A 15,585-nucleotide genomic window follows, 5' to 3' on the forward strand; every position below is an offset into this window, starting at 1 on the left:
ATTACAAAATTATTACTCAAAAAAAAAGAAATCTATTTTTTTAGAGTATATATGTTACAGAATGGTAAAATTATTAATTCCATTTTTAATTTTAGGAGATTAATTAAAATGAGGAGGTTTATTTTTATGAAAAAATTAACACTTTTAGCATGTTCTTTATTCGCTTTTGCTGCTGTTGCTCAAGCAAAAGAAGTGGCTGCTCCTGTTACAAGTTCTAAAGAAGTTGTGGCTGAGCCTGTTATTATTGAAGAAGTTGTTGTAGCTCCTGTTGTTGAGAACCCTTGGGGATTTATTAACTTAAGAGCTGGATGGGATTTCTGGAGTGAATATGGAGACTATAACGGAAGACACTCTAACAACAATTATCATCCTTATGACCTTTCTAAGAAAACTAAAGATTTCGGTGGAGAGTTAGCTATTGAAGCTTACAAATCTTGGGATTACTTTGATTTAGGTCTTGGTGTTGCTTATCAACATCATATGAAAAGAAAAACTAATGATAATGTTTCAGGAGCAGAATATAAATCAGTTCCATTATACGTAGTTGGTAGATATGATATCAATTACTGGGATTGGGCTGCTACTCCTTATATCAAAGCTAATGTTGGTTACTCTTTCAACTTTGACTCAAAAAGTTTAAATACTCCTTCTGGAGACTATGGAACTAAAGTTGATGATGGATTATATTGGGCAGCTGGTGTTGGAGTTCAATATGAGGACTTTAACGTAGATGTTCTATATGGAACTAACTACGCTAAAACTAAAGTTGATGGTGGAGATAAATTCGATAATGACTACGAGAGAGTTACTCTTTCTGTAGGTTATAGATTCAATATCTGGTAAAAAGCATTTTAAATATATAAAAGGAGATAACAGTTGGTTATCTCCTTTTTCTTTTATTATTTATAGCTTACAACTCTTGTATTATCTAATACTCTAAATGTAAATGTTTCTGTTATAAATAATTCTACTTCTTGATTTGTATGCCCTTGATATCCTAAAGAAAAGTCTTCTCCTAGTACAAGTTCAATATTTTCATTGTCATAAGGAACTAATAACGCTCCAGTTATATTATTTGAAACTATTATTGGCATCCCCAATATTTTTTCTAATCTTTTTGCTAATGAATCATTTAAATTTACCATATTTAAATATATAAATTTTTCAAGACCTACAACTAATGCATAAGGACCTTTACTAAACCCTGTATTTCTTAATTTTGAAACTCCATACATTAAATTTTTTATCGTTTCTTGTTCTGTTTTTCCAAAGTCTAAAGCTTGTTTTTCATCTTTTAGTAATCCTACTATACAAGCTTCATCTAATCCAAAATATATTGCCTCCTCTTCAAATTTAGCTGCACTTTTTAAAGCTTCATCTAAATTTGTATAATCAATATCTCTAGCTCCTCTTTCAAAATTATCCAATTCCCATCTGCTTAATTTAAAAGTTATTCTATTTTCTACAAAAGGTTGTGTTTGATAAACACCATAACTTAAATCACCTTTTTTATGTATTGCCAATCTTCCAGTATTTACTCCACCCTTTTCTTTTCCAATAGGCCCTGTTACTTTTACAAATCTTCTAGCTGATAATTGAGTTGTCAAAACCTCTTTTGCTCTTTCCTCTATATCTTTCCAAACTTTACCACTTATTGGTGCTAACTCTTTTTTTAGAAAATCCATACTTTTTTCCTCCTTATCCTTTTAATGAACCTATATTTAATGATTTTACATTCGTTACTACTTTATTCTCTTCTGAAGTCTGCTCACTTCCACCATTTCTTCCCATTAGCTGAGCCTCTATCCCTACAATTTTTCCCTGTCTGAATATGTAATCTTCCATCTCTTTTCCAAACTCAAACTGATTTCTTCTTAACCATTCAACTATCATAACAGCATGTTCCATCTCTTCATTTCTGTTATGAATCATAACTTCTTTAAGTTCAGGATCTACTGCCATTTCTGCTCTTTGGTTATAATCATCTACTGCTTGTAGTTCCTCCTTTAAACTTTGTATTGCGTAGTCCAAATCTGTAGCTTTTTTACTAATTCCATCTAACATATTTCGTGCACCTCCACATAATAAAATACTCTTACAATTCTATTATGACTTTTTTCTATTTTTCCTTCTTTAATTTTTTATTTATATATTTTTTAAATTTACAATCCAAATAATAACTAAGTTTTAGAAAATTTGAAATATAGATAACTATGTTTTTTTTTGGTATTATATTGATATAGTGTTATTTTATGGACTGAAGGTTCTTTTAAATGTTTGGCTTTTTTTATTTTTTATTTAATTTCTAGAAAGGTCGGGGGACAAGACTATGATTGAAAAAGAAGATATAATTTTAGCACAAAACGGAGATGAAGAATCAATTGAAAAAATTATCAAAGAGTATCAAGGAGCAATCTACAAAAATAATCGCTCATTTTTTCTTAAAGGTGGAGATAGTGACGATTTAATGCAAGAAGGATTTATAGGTCTTATTAAGGCTATTAAATCTTATGACGAAACTAGGAACGCGTGTTTTAGTACTTTTGCAAATCTTTGTATTAGAAGACAGATGATTACAGCTGTTAAAAATCATAACTCTGATAAATACAAAAACCTAAACCTTGCAATGCAAGGTGAAGGTTACTCTACGCAAGAAGAAAGTATTCATTACTCGCGTCCTTCTTTAGGGTTTTATTCACCTGAAGATATTTTTTTAGGTAAAGAGTTAGTAAATCTTCTAACTGGTTTCCTCGAAGAAAATCTGAGTACTTTAGAGAAAAAAGTTTTCACGTATCTATGCAAAGAATATACTTATGTTGAGATTGCTGATTTTTTAAATGAACCTCCAAAAAAAATAGATAATACTATTCAACGAATTAAAAAGAAAATTTTAACTTATCTGGGTTCTTACTCAAAATGAAATAAAAAGAAGGAGAGTAACTACTCTCCTTCTTTTTATTTATTAATACTGCTTCATTAATTCTTTTACTTTTGAAACAACTTCATCTTTAGAAATCTCTAAAGTTTCATTAGTTCTTCTAATTTTTAATTCAACAATACCTTCAGCAGCTTTTTTACCAGCTACAACTTTAAATGGATATCCAATTAAATCTCCATCTTTAAATTTAAATCCAATTCTTTCATCTCTATCATCTAAAGCCACATCTATGCAATTATCTTGGAAATTTTTATAAATCTCTTCTGCTAATGCTACTTGTTCTTCAGATTTCATATTTGCTGGTATTACTTCAACTACAAACGGAGCTATTGCTGATGGCCAAATAATTCCATTTTCATCATTATTTTGCTCTATTGCTGATGCCATAGTTCTAGAAACTCCTATTCCATAACATCCCATCTCCATAATTTGACTCTTTCCATTTTCATCTAAGAATGATGCATTTAATGCTTTAGAGTACTTATCTCCTAACTTAAATATATGTCCACTTTCGATTCCTCTTGCACTTGCAAGCTGTCCTCCACACTTAGGACACTTTTCTCCAACTACTACTGTTCTTACATCAGCAACTACTTCTGCCTCATAGTCTCTTCCATAGTTAACATTTACATAGTGTGTATCTAATCTATTTCCACCTGCTGTATGATTAGATATTCCTACAATACTCTTATCTGCTATAATTTTGATTTTTGTTAAATCAGCACCAACTGGTCCTATAAACCCTTTTACTAATCCTAAATCTTCAAGTTCTGAATCAGTTAACAACACAACATCTATAGTATCAATTATATTTTTTAACTTAACTTCATTAACTTCAAAATCTCCTCTTATAAGAACCATATATACAGCATCTGTTACAACGTCTTTATACATCATAGCTTTTACAGTTTGCTCTACAGGTACATTTAAGTATTCCACAACATCAACAATTTTTGATACATTTGGTGTATCTACCAATTTAATCTCTAATGTTTCAGCTTTTGGTAACTCAACTATTGTACTTGTTGCTGTTTCAACATTCGCTGCATAATCACATGATGTACAATAAATGATTTCGTCTTCTCCAGATTCTGCTAATACATGAAACTCTTGTGATCCGCTTCCACCAATTGCTCCTGAATCTGCTTCAACTGCTCTAAACTTAAGTCCACATCTTTCAAATACTCTTGTGTAAGCAGCCTTCATGTTTTCAAACTCTTCATCTAAAGATTCTTTATTAGCATGGAATGAGTATGCATCTTTCATCATAAACTCTCTTCCTCTCATAAGTCCAAATCTAGGTCTTCTCTCATCTCTAAATTTAGTCTGAATTTGATATAAATTTAATGGTAAAGCTTTATAAGATGATATATCATTTCTAATAATATCTGTTATTACTTCTTCATGAGTCGGTCCTAATGCAAATTCTCTTGAATGTCTATCTTGAATTCTCATCATTTCAGCACCCATTACATCCCATCTTCCACTTTCTTTCCAAAGTTCTGCTGGTTGTAATACTGGCATAAATATCTCTTGAGCTCCTGCTCTATCCATCTCTTCTCTTACAATGTTTTCAACTTTTTTTAAAGCTTTTAAACCTAAAGGAAGGTATGTATAAACTCCACTTGCTAATCTTTTGATCATTCCTGATCTAAGTAATAGTTTATGACTTATTACTTCTGCCTCTTTAGGAGTTTCCTTAAGAGTTTTTACATAATATTTACTTAATCTCATCTTATCCTCCACTTTTTTAATTAATTTTACCTCATATTCTATCACAACCTCTTTTAAGAGGTCAAACTTTTGTTAAACTTTTCATTAATATCCCATTGTAGAACTGCGTTATTTATTTTACCTTTATTTTCTTTTAAGTACTCCATACAAATATCTTTAACTAGTTTTATTGTTTTTACGTCATGAACTATATCTATAAATTTCAAATCACTTAATCCACTTTGCTTTACTCCAAAAATTTCTCCAGCTTTCCTCAACCTTAAATCTTCCTCTGCTATTTTAAACCCATCTTCAGTACTTTCTAAAACCTTAAGTCTTGCTGCTGAATTATCATTCTCTGTATTTGAAAGTAAGAAACAATAAGATTGATGTTCTCCTCTTCCAACTCTTCCTCTAAGTTGATGTAGTGTTGCAAGTCCAAAACGTTCAGAATTTGTTATCACCATTATACTCGAGTTAGGAACGTTTACTCCAACCTCAATAACTAAAGTAGAAACTAATATATCTAATTCATTATTTTTAAAGAGATGCATAACTTCATCTTTTTCTTTATTTTTCATTCTTCCATGCAAAATCCCAACTCTATATCCTGGTAAATTTTTTAGAACTTCATTGTATAACTCCTCTGTAGATTTAACTGAAAGCTTTTCACTTTCATCTATTAAAGAAGCTACAAAGTATGCTTGACGTCCCTCTTTTAATTTTTTATCTATGAAGTGATACATCTTTTCTTCATCCTCTTTTTCACTAATCCATTTAGTTTTTATAGGTTTTCTTCCAGGAGGTAACTCATCTATTACTGCTACATCTAAATCTCCATATATACTCAAAGCTAAAGACCTTGGAATAGGAGTTGCACTCATAACAATAAGATTTGCTAAAACACCTTTATCTCTAAGTCTTTTTCTTTGCAAAACTCCAAATCTATGTTGCTCATCTATAACTATTAATCCTAATTTTTGAAACTCAACACTATCCTCTATTATCGCATGAGTTCCTACTATAATGTTTGTTTCTCCTGTTTTTATTCTATCTAATAATTCAATTTTCTTTTTTCCTTTTACACTTCCAGTTAAAAGTTCAACTTTTACTCCTAATAATTCTAAAGTTTCATAAATAGATAGATAATGCTGAGTTGCTAAAATTTCTGTTGGAGCCATCAAAACCCCTTGATAACCATTTTCTACCATATATAAAAGAAGTAGTACTGCAACTATTGTTTTTCCACTTCCAACATCACCTTGAATTAAATAATTTATTATTTTTCCGGCATTTATACCTTTATATATCTCTGTTATAACTTTTTTTTGAGCAGTTGTTAATGAAAATGATAATCCTTCTAAAAATTTTGAAACTAACTTTTTATTTCCTTCAACTTCATATAGTCCAGTATTAGTTAAATCTATCTCAAAACGCTTTTGAAGTATTCCCATTTCCAGTATTAAAAGTTCTTCTATTGCAAACCGTCTTTTTGCTTCCTCTAAATTTCTTGGATTTGTTGGATAATGAATCTCTTTTAAAGCACTTTTTCTATTCATAAGTTTATATTTTTTTATTATTTCTTCTGGAATATTTTCTTGAAATATATCCAAATAATTTTTTAGTGCCTCTTTTAAAACTCTTCTTAGACTGTTTTGATTCAACTCTTTTATAGCACTATAAATAGGTAAAATCTCTCCTGTATTTTCTTGTCCTTTATACAGTTTAAACTCTGGATTTACCATTTGAAATGTGTATCCTCTTTTCACATTTCCTATGAAAATATATTCTTCTCCTATTTTTAGGCTATTTCTCAAATAAGGTCTTTGAAACCACACAACTTCCAGAACTCCTGTTCCATCATTTACTGTTGCTTTTATCATTTTCATTCCTGTTCTTGTAGGAGGGGCAGATATATTCATTATATTTCCTTTTAATACAACATATTCATCTCCTCGTAATTCGCCTATTTTTTTTATATTGGTTCTATCATCATAAGCTCTCGGAAAATAATATATTAAGTCATAGAGTGTTTCTATATTTAATTTTTTTAACTTCGAATATGTCGCACTTGAAACTCCCTTTATATTAAAAAGTTCTATCTCTTTATAAATATCTATATATATCTTAATCACCACCTTTTTTCTAATTATAACATACTTATATAACCTTTTGTACAATTTATAATGCGTTTTGTATTTTTGTAACAAACCCTCTTAAAATAAGGAGTTGTGAAAAAAATATCTTCATTTTTTATGTAATTTTTGTTTGACATTTTTTAGGTTTTAATATATCATTATTATATAATATGAATCGGCAAAGTAGGGGAAATCCTATGACGCAAAACTATAGGGTCTTTAAAATGACAGCCAGTTGCAGTTACATTTTGGTTAAACCAAAATATAAGTGCAACTGGCTTTTGTATTTTATAAACTTTATGAAATTACGGGAGGGAACAAATTATGAAAAAATTATTAATACTTTTATCTTTAACTACAGCTATGACAGCTTTTGGAACAACACTTCAAGGGAGTGAAGACTCTGCTACTATGAATATCAATGCAACTGTTATTAAACCACTTACTGTTACTGTTGTTGATCACATGAATTTCGGAACTGTTATTCAAGGAAATGAGGCTACTGCTACAGGTAAATACTCAATTGAAGGACATCCAGGTGAAACAGTTTTCATCACAACCACTCTGCCTACAACGTTAACCAATAATATTACTAAATCTGGATTAGGTATTACTTTTGATACAAATATTTCTTTAAATGTTAATAAACTTGATGCAAATGGAAAATTACCTTTTGATATAACTGGTACAATTACTCCAACTACTTCTACACCTACAGGTACTTATGAAGGTCAAATTGTAGCTAGAGTTCAATATCAATAATTTTAAACATTTAGCAACTGGGAAATCCCAGTTGTTTTTATATGGAGGGGTTTATGTCATTAATATTAACTTTATTTTTATTAACTTTTAGCAATATATTTTCTTCTAATACTTCAGAAGAAAATATGAATATCAACGCCACTATTATAAAGCCTTTAAAAGTTATCCACAATGGTGATATTAATTACGGTAAAGTTATTCAAGGTTCTACTCATTCAACTAGTGGACATACTTTTACAATATACGGAGAACCTGGACAAAAGGTTAAAATTACTCTTGATAGTAAAAATATAAATGGTAATAAAAATTCCATTGTTCTTACTCACGAAAAAAATAGTTTAAATATTTTAAATGTTTTTTTAAAAAATGAAACAAAAGATAATCCTCAAACTAAATTAAATGAAAAAGGTGAATATAAGTATTCTTTTGACACTGAACTTACAGTTCCTAAAAATGCACAAATTGGAAACTATTCTGGAACTTTAACTATGGAAGTTAAATTTAATTAATATTCAGTTATAAAAAATAAAAACTGAGGAAATTACTCCTCAGTTTTTTTATGCTACAGATACCTCTACTTTTTCATTTTTCTTAGGTAATATCAGGTTCATCACAACTGCTAAAGTTCCAGCTACAACAAACCCTGAATCTGTAAATATATATCTTATGCTTTCAGGGAATGCTTCAATCACTCCTGGAACTAATCCTATTCCATACCCTAATCCTAATGAAACTGCCAGTATAACTGCATTTCTTCCCTCTAATGGTTCTTGATTTATAAGATTTATTCCACTAATTGAAATCATTGAAAAAATCATCACTAAACTTCCACCTATAACACTTTGTGGAACCAACGTGAAAGCTGCTGCAACTTTTGGTATAAATGCACTCACTACTAAAAACAGTGCTCCTATTCCTACAACAAATCGACTCATTACTCCTGTCATTGCAATTATTCCCGTATTTTGACTAAATGATGTTGTTGGTAGTACTGAAAATATTGTTGCAAAAGCACTTCCTATTCCATCACATATAATTCCACCCTTTAATTCACTATCTTTCAGTTCTCTCTTAGCACCACCCATTGTAATTCCTGACATATCTCCCATTGTCTCTATAGCAGATACTACAAACATCATTACCATAGGAATAATTGCTTCTATGTGAAATGAATATCCAAAAGAAAATGGTCTTGGTATACTAACTACATCTGCTTGTAAAAGTGGTGTTATATCTATTTTTCCCATTAAAAAAGCTATTATTGTACCCACTATTGTTCCTATAAAAATTGCTCCTGAACTTGTTACACCCTTTGTAAACTCTTTAAAAAATATTACTACTGCTAAAACTATTGTTCCCAAAATTAGATTCTCTTTCGATGCAAAATCAGGTGCTCCGTATCCTCCAGCAAAACTATTTATTCCAACTGGCAAAAGATATAATCCTATAGCTAATATTACCGTTCCTGTAACTATTGGTGGAAAAAATTTTCTTATTCTTTTCATATGAAATCCTAGAAAAGCTTCAAAAATTCCCCCTATTAATGCTGCTCCCAAAACTCCTTCATATCCAAATTTACTAGCCACTGATATGGCTACTGGTGCAAAAGAAAAATTTGTTCCTACAACTACAGGTAGTTTAGCTCCCATAGGTCCTAATGTATAAACTTGTACTAAAGTATTTAATCCAGCCACAAGTATTGTTGCTTGTATTAAATTAATTTTTATATCTTGATTAAAACCAAGTATCCCAGCAACTATTATTATAGGAGTTATATTTCCCATAAACATTGCCATAATATGTTGTAATCCTAATGGAATTGCTGTATTTAAATCTGGCACTCCATTTAAGTCATAAGGTGATTTGTTTCTCTGCATATTTAAAATTTCCTCCATATTTTAAATAAAAAAGCATAGACTCATGGATAGAATCTATGCTTAAATGCAGTTAGTTCTACCCATAGTGTCTTCATTTACGGTAAAGACGTAGAAACTATTGGACCATATTTCCAAAAATATATGAGTATGTTTTTTATTGTTTTGTATTTTTTACAGTTGCTCTAATAACTCATCTGATATATCAAAGTTTGAATAAACGTCATTTACATCATCTAAATCATCTAATCCTTCATATAATGCCATTACTTTTTTAGCAGTCTCTAAATCAGTAATTTGTACTTTATTATCTGGAATCATTGCAACTTCTGCTTCAGTTACATTATAACCAGCTTTTTTTAATTCTTCTGCTACTGTATTGCAATCTGCTGAATCTGTTAAAACAGTAAACTCTCCATCTTCCTCTTTAACATCCTCTGCGCCAGCTTCTAAAGCTGCCATCATTAGCTCATCAGTGTCTACACCTTCAGCTGAAACTATAATTTCTCCTTTTCTTTGGAACATCCAAGATACAGCACCATCTGTTCCTAAATTTCCATTTCTTCTAGAAAAAGTCGCTCTAACTTCTGAAGCTGATCTATTTTTATTATCTGTTACCACTTCAACTATAAAAGCTGTTCCTTCTGGACCATATCCTTCATATCTAATCTCCATGTAATCTACACCATCAAGTTCACCAGTACCTTTTTTTATAGCTCTCTCTAGGTTATCTTTTGGCATATTAGCAGCTTTTGCTTTATCTATTGCAAGTCTTAATCTAGGATTAAAGTTTGGATCTCCTCCAGCTTCCTTCGCTGCGATTGTTAACTCTTTTCCTAATTTTGTGAATAGCTTTCCTCTTTTAGCGTCTTGAGCACCTTTTCTATGCTTTATATTAGACCATTTACTATGTCCTGCCACAAAAACTCCTCCTCATTTTTAAATATCTTCTTAAATTTTATCATAACCACTATTTTTTTTCAATATATTTGGGTACAAGCTCCATTTTTTCCTTTACTTTTTCTAAAATAATATCTGGAGTAATTAATCTATACTTTTCTTCATACGATAAATTATCATATGTTTTATCTAAAAGTACATCTCTTGGTTCTATTCCCTCATGTCTTTTATTATCTCTTGAAAGCCAGTCTCTTTTACTTGAACCAGGACTAAATATTGAAAAACTTGGAATATCTATAGCTTGAGCTAAATGTCTAGGTCCACCTTCATTTCCCACAAATATATCACAATTAGAAAGTAGTGCTCCTAACTCTCTTATACTTTTTGTATTTATATCTGATACTATTCTTTTATCCCAATTTAAATCTTCATGGAACTTTTTAGCAAACTCCTTCTCATTTGGTGAGTAATATAAAATAATTTGACAATCGAATTCATCTAATATTTTTTTAGCTAACTCTTTCATTAAATCTATAGGATAAACCTTACTCTCTCTTCTCGAATTTATAGCTAAAGGAATTATTATTTTATTAAAATTCACCCCTGCTTCTTCCATTCTTTTTCTTAAATCATTTTTTTCTTCAGGTAAAAATGTTAAAGAGTAGTTTTTATTTAACTTTACATCTATCCCATCATCTGAAAGTGGCTTTAACATCTTTAAGAATTTCTCAGCTTTATCAAATTCACTTGAAGGTTCTGGTATGCTATGTGTATACGTATAACCTCTTTTTGGCTTCCATCTACCTATCTTATACTTTGCTTTTCTCGATAATAACGTAAATACTTCACTTTTAGGTGTGGACATTATATCAATAACTATATCATAATCAGCTCTTGTCACATTCCAAACTTTTTTTAAATATTTAAAAGGATTTTTTTGCTCATTCTTTGATATAGATATAACTTTATTTAAATATTCCTGGTGTTCAAATAATGGAGCCACATGATTATATAATACATAATCAATTTCTGCCTCTGGATACGTTTCTTTTAAACTTTTACATATTACAGAAGACAATATTGCATCACCAATCTGTTTAAACCTTACTACTAAAATTTTCATATTAAATCCCCTCTATAGTATTTTTTATAGTCTTTAAATCTCCCCAAAATTCTACTGCTACTTTAGATCTTTTTCCACCATCATCTCTTGATTTTTTAGCAAAATTAGCATCATATGTTGCTAATAATTTTATGTTCCCTCTCCAATCCAAAATTTTCCCTTTTTCTTGAAGAAACTTAAACTCTCTCTCTAATAATAACTCTGCTACATCTTGTCCTAAAGCTACAATAACTTCCGGATTCATTAACGATATCTGCATCATTAGGTATTCTTTTAAATCTCTTTTATCTCGCTCTTCTAACTCTCTATAATTTTTCTCAGATTTTGTTAATGTTGTTATATAATAATCTTCTGGTACTAATCCGACTATATCACAAAGCTTTATCAAAAATTCTCCACTAGACCCTGGTCTTACTTTTAAATTTTCATCTATATATAAATTAGAATCATCTCCTACAAAAAGTACCTTTCCATAGAAATTTCCTGTTCCTAAGACTATTTTTTCATTACTATCTTTTAGTACGTCCGTAGTTCCTATTTCAAACTTCAACTCTTCTAATAGTTTTTCAATCTCCTCCATAATTCCTCCTAAAATTTAATTAACTTACTACACACATCTTGATGAGCAATTTCTACTGAAATTTCAATATTGTGTCTTAATAATTCGTCTAAAACTGCATCAATAGCCAATTTTGGATCATTACTGTCTTTACTCATATGAGCTAAATAAACTTTTTTTAATTTTTCATGATATGCTTCTCTAATAAATCTAGCACAATCATTATTTGATAGATGCCCATTTCTACTTTTTACACGTGCTTTTAAATCCCATGGGTATGAGCAATCCATTAACTTATGATAATCATAATTACACTCTATCACCATAACATCTACTTCTCTAAAAGCTTCTCTAACAGTGTTATCAATATATCCTAAATCTGTAGCAATCGCAACTTTGCTTCCTGAACTCTCCTCTATTCTAAATCCTATTGTTCTTTCAGCGTCATGCATTACATCAAAAGGATAAACCATACTATCTCCAACCCAAAAAGCTTCTTCTATAAATCTTAAATTTTCATCCTTGATTTTTCCAATCTTTAACATTCCAGCTTCATAGCTTTCCTTTGTAATATAGATAGGAATATCATATTTTCTTGATAGTATTCCAGCTCCTTGAATATGATCACCATGTTCATGAGTTATTAAAATCCCATCTATATTACAAATCTCTATATCTATTTTCTTTAACTGTTCCTCTATTTTTTTTCCACTAAATCCAGCATCGATTAATAAGTTTATATTATCAGTTTCTACAAAAAGAGCATTCCCTTTACTTCCACTTCCTAGTACTGCTAATTTCATGACACTTCCTTTCTAAATACATATCTCAAGTATATATTATATCATAAAAAAACCTCTTAGCAAATACTGCTAAGAGGTTGGATAATACGTTAATTAAATTTCTTCAAAATGGTCTTTTCCCACATAACATAATGGGCAAACCCAATCTTCTGGTACATCTTCCCATTTTGTTCCTGGAGCTACTCCATTTTCTTGATCACCTATTGATTCATCATAAACATAATCGCAAATTACACACCTCATATGCTTTCCCATTTTATACCCCCTTATTAATTAATTACTCCATAACCCGTGAATGTTACAATACTCTCTTGCGCATACTGATTTCCCTTTTGGAACTTTGAAGTATGCCTCAGGTGCTTCTCCTGGTTTTAAGTATTTTCTATATAAGAAGTCATCTACACAAATTTCTATCATTTGAATATAATGCTCCTCTGTCATTGGATGAGCCATCTCTTTACCAACTTTTACTAAATATCCATCCTCTTTTTCCTCTACAAACGGAACATGTTTTTCTGTTGATGCATCTTGAGTCTTTTCTTTTACTAACTCTAACCCTTCTACAGAAACACCATCTTTATCTGCTACAATTACCTCTAATAATACTGGGTTTTCTTTCACTTTAAAAATTTCATAAACTTTCATGATAACCTCCTTTAATTATTAAACATATTTTTTATATTTTGACAATTAATTATTCTGACATTTAGGACAAGTTCCTTTAAAATAAACATGATACTCATCAATTTTAAAATCTTTCATATTTCCTACAATAAGCTGATCTATCACTACTGGAATATCAAAGACTTTTTTACAATTTACACATTTAAAATGACCGTGCACATGTGTGTCTACATCATATCTAGTTTCATTTTCTTCTATTGTTATTACTTTAGCAATTCCCTTTTCTATAAAAAGATTTAATGTATTATAAACTGTAGTTTTAGAAAGAGTAGGAATTTCAGGACATAAAGCCTTATAAATCTCATCAACTGTTGGATGAGTTTTATTCTCTAACAAATATTCAAATACTTTCATTCTTTGATATGAGGGTTTTATATCATGTATCTTTAAATGTTCACCTATATTTTCAATATACATGCTTCCTCCTTTTGAAACAATTACAATTTTGTAATTATTCTTTTTTATTTTAATATACACCTTTTTAGTATTTTTGTCAAGTAATCACAATAATTTTTTAATCATTAAATATCTATCAATTCCTGTTCCATACTCATCTTTTTGTAGTTCCTCTATTAAATAACCGGCTTTTTCATACATATTTATAGCTTGAATGTTTTCAGGATCAACTGTTAAGTATATCTTTTCTATTTCTAGCATTTTTAATTTATTATGACACTCTTCTAACAGTATTTTTCCATATCCTTTTCCTCTTTCCTTTAAAGAAGTTGAAAATCCATATAAAAAAACCTCTTTTTTTCCTAGCACTCCTTGAAATTGAGCAACTGACAACAACTCATTATTTTCATCTAATAATACATAAAGTTTCCCATACCTAATAAAGCTCATAATCATCCACATGTCAGCTCCACCCATTACACCAAAACTTTCTACTTCATTATTAAATATTTTTTTTATCAATCCTCTATTTTCTGCACCAACTTCTATTACTTTCATTACTCCTCCTAATACCCTATATCGAACAAGTGAAGTCCAAAAGGTTCTGCTACTATTTTTGCATACTGAATATTTGGATTTTTTAACATTTCTATTAAATAATTCTCTGGTTTCTTTCCAAAGTAAATTGATAAAACTGTACCTACAATTATTCTAATCTGTGATTTTAAAAATGCATTACCTTTAACATATAATTTAATTGTCTTTTTATCTACTCTTTCAAATTTTGCTTCATAAATCTCTCTAATCGTAGTATTACTTCCACAATCTGAAAGTCTAAAATTTGAAAAATCATGTTGACCTACCAAAGGAGAAACTATCTTATTTAATCTCTCCAAATCTAATTCTTCATCTACAAAAGTAACATATCTAGACTGAAAGGGATTTCTATCCTCTCCAATATAATACTCATACGATCTATATATCGCTGAAAATCTAGAATGAAAATCTAAATTCATTTCCTGAACATCCAATATAAATATATCATTAGGAATTAACCCATTTATAATTCTTTTTATTTTTTCTAAAGGAATACTCGAAGTAGTATAAAAATTTGAAACTTGTTTTTTAGCATGAACACCTCTATCTGTTCTTCCTGCAGAAACTAAATCTATTTTATTTTTAAATACTGTTCCTAAAACTTTTTCTAACTCCCCTTGAACAGTTCTAAAACCAGGTTGTCTTTGAAAGCCAAAAAATTCGCTTCCATCATAACTATATGTCAATTTTATATTTCTTTCCACTTTTTTCTCCTTTTTCTTTTTTCTATATATAAAAAAAAGTCTTGAATATTCAAGACTTTGTATTATCCTATATGGTGCGAGAGGAGGGACTTGAACCCTCACGTCGAAACGCCAGATCCTAAGTCTGGTGCGTCTGCCAATTCCGCCACCCTCGCAAAAAGATGGTGCGTCATACTGGGCTCGAACCAGTGACAACACGATTAAAAGTCGTGTGCTCTACCATCTGAGCTAATGACGCATCTTTGTATGGAGCGGGAGACGAGGGTCGAACTCGCGACATTCAGCTTGGAAGGCTGACGCTCTACCAACTGAGCTACTCCCGCATTTTTATAAATTTTATGGGGTGACCGACGGGATTCGAACCCGCGACAACCAGATCCACAAACTGGCGCTC

General features: G+C 30.3%; 18 protein-coding genes, 3 tRNA genes and 2 riboswitches. Of the genes, 4 read left to right on the forward strand and 17 right to left on the reverse strand.

Translation table 11 applies throughout. From position 1 onward, the window contains the following. Positions 1-126: 126 nt before the first annotated feature. Positions 127-843: an OmpW family outer membrane protein gene (locus tag Q0V08_RS02865; RefSeq protein WP_297431918.1), complete on the forward strand. Its 717-nt coding sequence runs from the start codon at positions 127-129 to the stop codon at positions 841-843. 56 nt (positions 844-899) lie between these two features. Here the strand turns inward: Q0V08_RS02865 and Q0V08_RS02870 are convergent, their stop codons facing one another. Both Q0V08_RS02870 and Q0V08_RS02875 read right to left on the reverse strand, forming a co-directional pair. Further along, positions 900-1,685 carry a family 1 encapsulin nanocompartment shell protein gene (locus Q0V08_RS02870; protein WP_297431920.1) on the reverse strand — a complete coding sequence of 262 codons (786 nt, stop codon included), beginning with the start codon at positions 1,683-1,685 and terminating at the stop codon, positions 900-902. 13 nt (positions 1,686-1,698) lie between these two features. Continuing rightward, on the reverse strand, positions 1,699-2,064 hold the full coding sequence (locus tag Q0V08_RS02875) for a hypothetical protein (protein WP_297431922.1): 366 nt from the start codon (positions 2,062-2,064) through the stop codon (positions 1,699-1,701). 265 nt (positions 2,065-2,329) lie between these two features. Between Q0V08_RS02875 and Q0V08_RS02880 the strand changes: the two genes are divergently transcribed. After that, on the forward strand, positions 2,330-2,920 hold the full coding sequence (locus tag Q0V08_RS02880; protein WP_297431924.1) for a sigma-70 family RNA polymerase sigma factor: 591 nt from the start codon (positions 2,330-2,332) through the stop codon (positions 2,918-2,920). A 42-nt stretch (positions 2,921-2,962) separates the two neighbouring features. Here Q0V08_RS02880 and Q0V08_RS02885 read toward each other — a convergent pair whose 3' ends face one another. Together Q0V08_RS02885 and recG are read right to left on the reverse strand one after the other, a co-directional pair. Next, entirely contained in the window at positions 2,963-4,672 is a 1,710-nt protein-coding gene (locus tag Q0V08_RS02885; RefSeq protein WP_297431926.1) for a proline--tRNA ligase, read from the reverse strand. Between the two features lie 53 nt (positions 4,673-4,725). Further along, positions 4,726-6,786 (reverse strand): ATP-dependent DNA helicase RecG, encoded by a 2,061-nt coding sequence (gene recG / locus Q0V08_RS02890; protein WP_297431928.1) that lies wholly within the window; start codon positions 6,784-6,786, stop codon positions 4,726-4,728. Between the two features lie 170 nt (positions 6,787-6,956). Continuing rightward, positions 6,957-7,032: riboswitch (cyclic di-GMP riboswitch) on the forward strand. Between the two features lie 81 nt (positions 7,033-7,113). On the opposite strand from recG, the gene Q0V08_RS02895 reads away from it, so the two are divergent. Then, positions 7,114-7,551, forward strand: coding sequence for a hypothetical protein (locus Q0V08_RS02895; RefSeq protein ID WP_297431930.1), 438 nt, complete (start codon positions 7,114-7,116; stop codon positions 7,549-7,551). Positions 7,552-7,604: 53 nt separating this feature from the next. After that, positions 7,605-8,060, forward strand: a complete 456-nt coding sequence (locus Q0V08_RS02900; RefSeq protein ID WP_297431932.1) for a DUF4402 domain-containing protein — start codon at positions 7,605-7,607, stop codon at positions 8,058-8,060. A gap of 48 nt (positions 8,061-8,108) precedes the next feature. On the opposite strand, the gene Q0V08_RS02905 is transcribed toward Q0V08_RS02900, so the two are convergent. From Q0V08_RS02905 to Q0V08_RS02965, 13 genes are all read right to left on the reverse strand, one after another. Continuing rightward, complete coding sequence (locus Q0V08_RS02905) at positions 8,109-9,428, reverse strand: nucleobase:cation symporter-2 family protein (protein WP_297431934.1); 1,320 nt, start codon at positions 9,426-9,428, stop codon at positions 8,109-8,111. 63 nt (positions 9,429-9,491) lie between these two features. Beyond that, positions 9,492-9,593, reverse strand: a riboswitch (purine riboswitch). Between the two features lie 6 nt (positions 9,594-9,599). Further along, positions 9,600-10,346 (reverse strand): YebC/PmpR family DNA-binding transcriptional regulator, encoded by a 747-nt coding sequence (locus tag Q0V08_RS02910; RefSeq protein ID WP_297431936.1) that lies wholly within the window; start codon positions 10,344-10,346, stop codon positions 9,600-9,602. A gap of 49 nt (positions 10,347-10,395) precedes the next feature. Then, positions 10,396-11,448: a glycosyltransferase family 9 protein gene (locus Q0V08_RS02915; RefSeq protein WP_297431937.1), complete on the reverse strand. Its 1,053-nt coding sequence runs from the start codon at positions 11,446-11,448 to the stop codon at positions 10,396-10,398. A 1-nt stretch (position 11,449) separates the two neighbouring features. Next, positions 11,450-12,028 (reverse strand): uracil-DNA glycosylase family protein, encoded by a 579-nt coding sequence (locus Q0V08_RS02920; protein WP_297431939.1) that lies wholly within the window; start codon positions 12,026-12,028, stop codon positions 11,450-11,452. Positions 12,029-12,036: 8 nt separating this feature from the next. Then, positions 12,037-12,810 carry an MBL fold metallo-hydrolase gene (locus tag Q0V08_RS02925; RefSeq protein ID WP_297431941.1) on the reverse strand — a complete coding sequence of 258 codons (774 nt, stop codon included), beginning with the start codon at positions 12,808-12,810 and terminating at the stop codon, positions 12,037-12,039. Positions 12,811-12,903: 93 nt separating this feature from the next. Beyond that, the gene (locus tag Q0V08_RS02930; protein ID WP_023051714.1) at positions 12,904-13,065 is read right to left on the reverse strand and encodes a rubredoxin; all 162 of its coding nucleotides are present in this window, start codon (positions 13,063-13,065) and stop codon (positions 12,904-12,906) included. A gap of 18 nt (positions 13,066-13,083) precedes the next feature. Beyond that, entirely contained in the window at positions 13,084-13,455 is a 372-nt protein-coding gene (locus Q0V08_RS02935; protein ID WP_023051715.1) for a desulfoferrodoxin family protein, read from the reverse strand. A 45-nt stretch (positions 13,456-13,500) separates the two neighbouring features. Further along, entirely contained in the window at positions 13,501-13,911 is a 411-nt protein-coding gene (locus Q0V08_RS02940) for a Fur family transcriptional regulator (protein WP_297431944.1), read from the reverse strand. A gap of 84 nt (positions 13,912-13,995) precedes the next feature. Further along, positions 13,996-14,448: a GNAT family N-acetyltransferase gene (locus tag Q0V08_RS02945; protein ID WP_297431946.1), complete on the reverse strand. Its 453-nt coding sequence runs from the start codon at positions 14,446-14,448 to the stop codon at positions 13,996-13,998. Between the two features lie 8 nt (positions 14,449-14,456). Then, a complete protein-coding gene (truA, locus tag Q0V08_RS02950; RefSeq protein ID WP_297431948.1) occupies positions 14,457-15,191 on the reverse strand; it encodes a tRNA pseudouridine(38-40) synthase TruA in 735 nt (244 codons plus the stop codon). Between the two features lie 72 nt (positions 15,192-15,263). Continuing rightward, positions 15,264-15,346: transfer RNA gene (locus Q0V08_RS02955), tRNA-Leu, on the reverse strand. 7 nt (positions 15,347-15,353) lie between these two features. Continuing rightward, a tRNA-Lys gene (locus tag Q0V08_RS02960) sits at positions 15,354-15,429 on the reverse strand. 9 nt (positions 15,430-15,438) lie between these two features. Then, positions 15,439-15,514, reverse strand: a tRNA-Gly gene (locus Q0V08_RS02965). Between the last annotated feature and the right edge of the window lie 71 nt (positions 15,515-15,585).

It is taken from the genome of uncultured Cetobacterium sp. (assembly GCF_947038635.1).
Classification (GTDB): Bacteria; Fusobacteriota; Fusobacteriia; order Fusobacteriales; family Fusobacteriaceae; genus Cetobacterium_A.

What these genes read in the sequence shown, in the direction of transcription:
- Q0V08_RS02865 (WP_297431918.1), top strand. Translation starts at nt 127, where the DNA reads ATGAAAAAATTAACACTTTTAGCATGTTCTTTATTCGCTTTTGCTGCT.
- Q0V08_RS02870 (WP_297431920.1), bottom strand. Translation starts at nt 1,685, where the DNA reads ATGGATTTTCTAAAAAAAGAGTTAGCACCAATAAGTGGTAAAGTTTGG.
- Q0V08_RS02875 (WP_297431922.1), bottom strand. Translation starts at nt 2,064, where the DNA reads ATGTTAGATGGAATTAGTAAAAAAGCTACAGATTTGGACTACGCAATA.
- Q0V08_RS02880 (WP_297431924.1), top strand. Translation starts at nt 2,330, where the DNA reads ATGATTGAAAAAGAAGATATAATTTTAGCACAAAACGGAGATGAAGAA.
- Q0V08_RS02885 (WP_297431926.1), bottom strand. Translation starts at nt 4,672, where the DNA reads ATGAGATTAAGTAAATATTATGTAAAAACTCTTAAGGAAACTCCTAAA.
- Q0V08_RS02895 (WP_297431930.1), top strand. Translation starts at nt 7,114, where the DNA reads ATGAAAAAATTATTAATACTTTTATCTTTAACTACAGCTATGACAGCT.
- Q0V08_RS02900 (WP_297431932.1), top strand. Translation starts at nt 7,605, where the DNA reads ATGTCATTAATATTAACTTTATTTTTATTAACTTTTAGCAATATATTT.
- Q0V08_RS02905 (WP_297431934.1), bottom strand. Translation starts at nt 9,428, where the DNA reads ATGCAGAGAAACAAATCACCTTATGACTTAAATGGAGTGCCAGATTTA.
- Q0V08_RS02915 (WP_297431937.1), bottom strand. Translation starts at nt 11,448, where the DNA reads ATGAAAATTTTAGTAGTAAGGTTTAAACAGATTGGTGATGCAATATTG.
- Q0V08_RS02920 (WP_297431939.1), bottom strand. Translation starts at nt 12,028, where the DNA reads ATGGAGGAGATTGAAAAACTATTAGAAGAGTTGAAGTTTGAAATAGGA.
- Q0V08_RS02925 (WP_297431941.1), bottom strand. Translation starts at nt 12,810, where the DNA reads ATGAAATTAGCAGTACTAGGAAGTGGAAGTAAAGGGAATGCTCTTTTT.
- Q0V08_RS02930 (WP_023051714.1), bottom strand. Translation starts at nt 13,065, where the DNA reads ATGGGAAAGCATATGAGGTGTGTAATTTGCGATTATGTTTATGATGAA.
- Q0V08_RS02935 (WP_023051715.1), bottom strand. Translation starts at nt 13,455, where the DNA reads ATGAAAGTTTATGAAATTTTTAAAGTGAAAGAAAACCCAGTATTATTA.
- Q0V08_RS02940 (WP_297431944.1), bottom strand. Translation starts at nt 13,911, where the DNA reads ATGTATATTGAAAATATAGGTGAACATTTAAAGATACATGATATAAAA.
- Q0V08_RS02945 (WP_297431946.1), bottom strand. Translation starts at nt 14,448, where the DNA reads ATGAAAGTAATAGAAGTTGGTGCAGAAAATAGAGGATTGATAAAAAAA.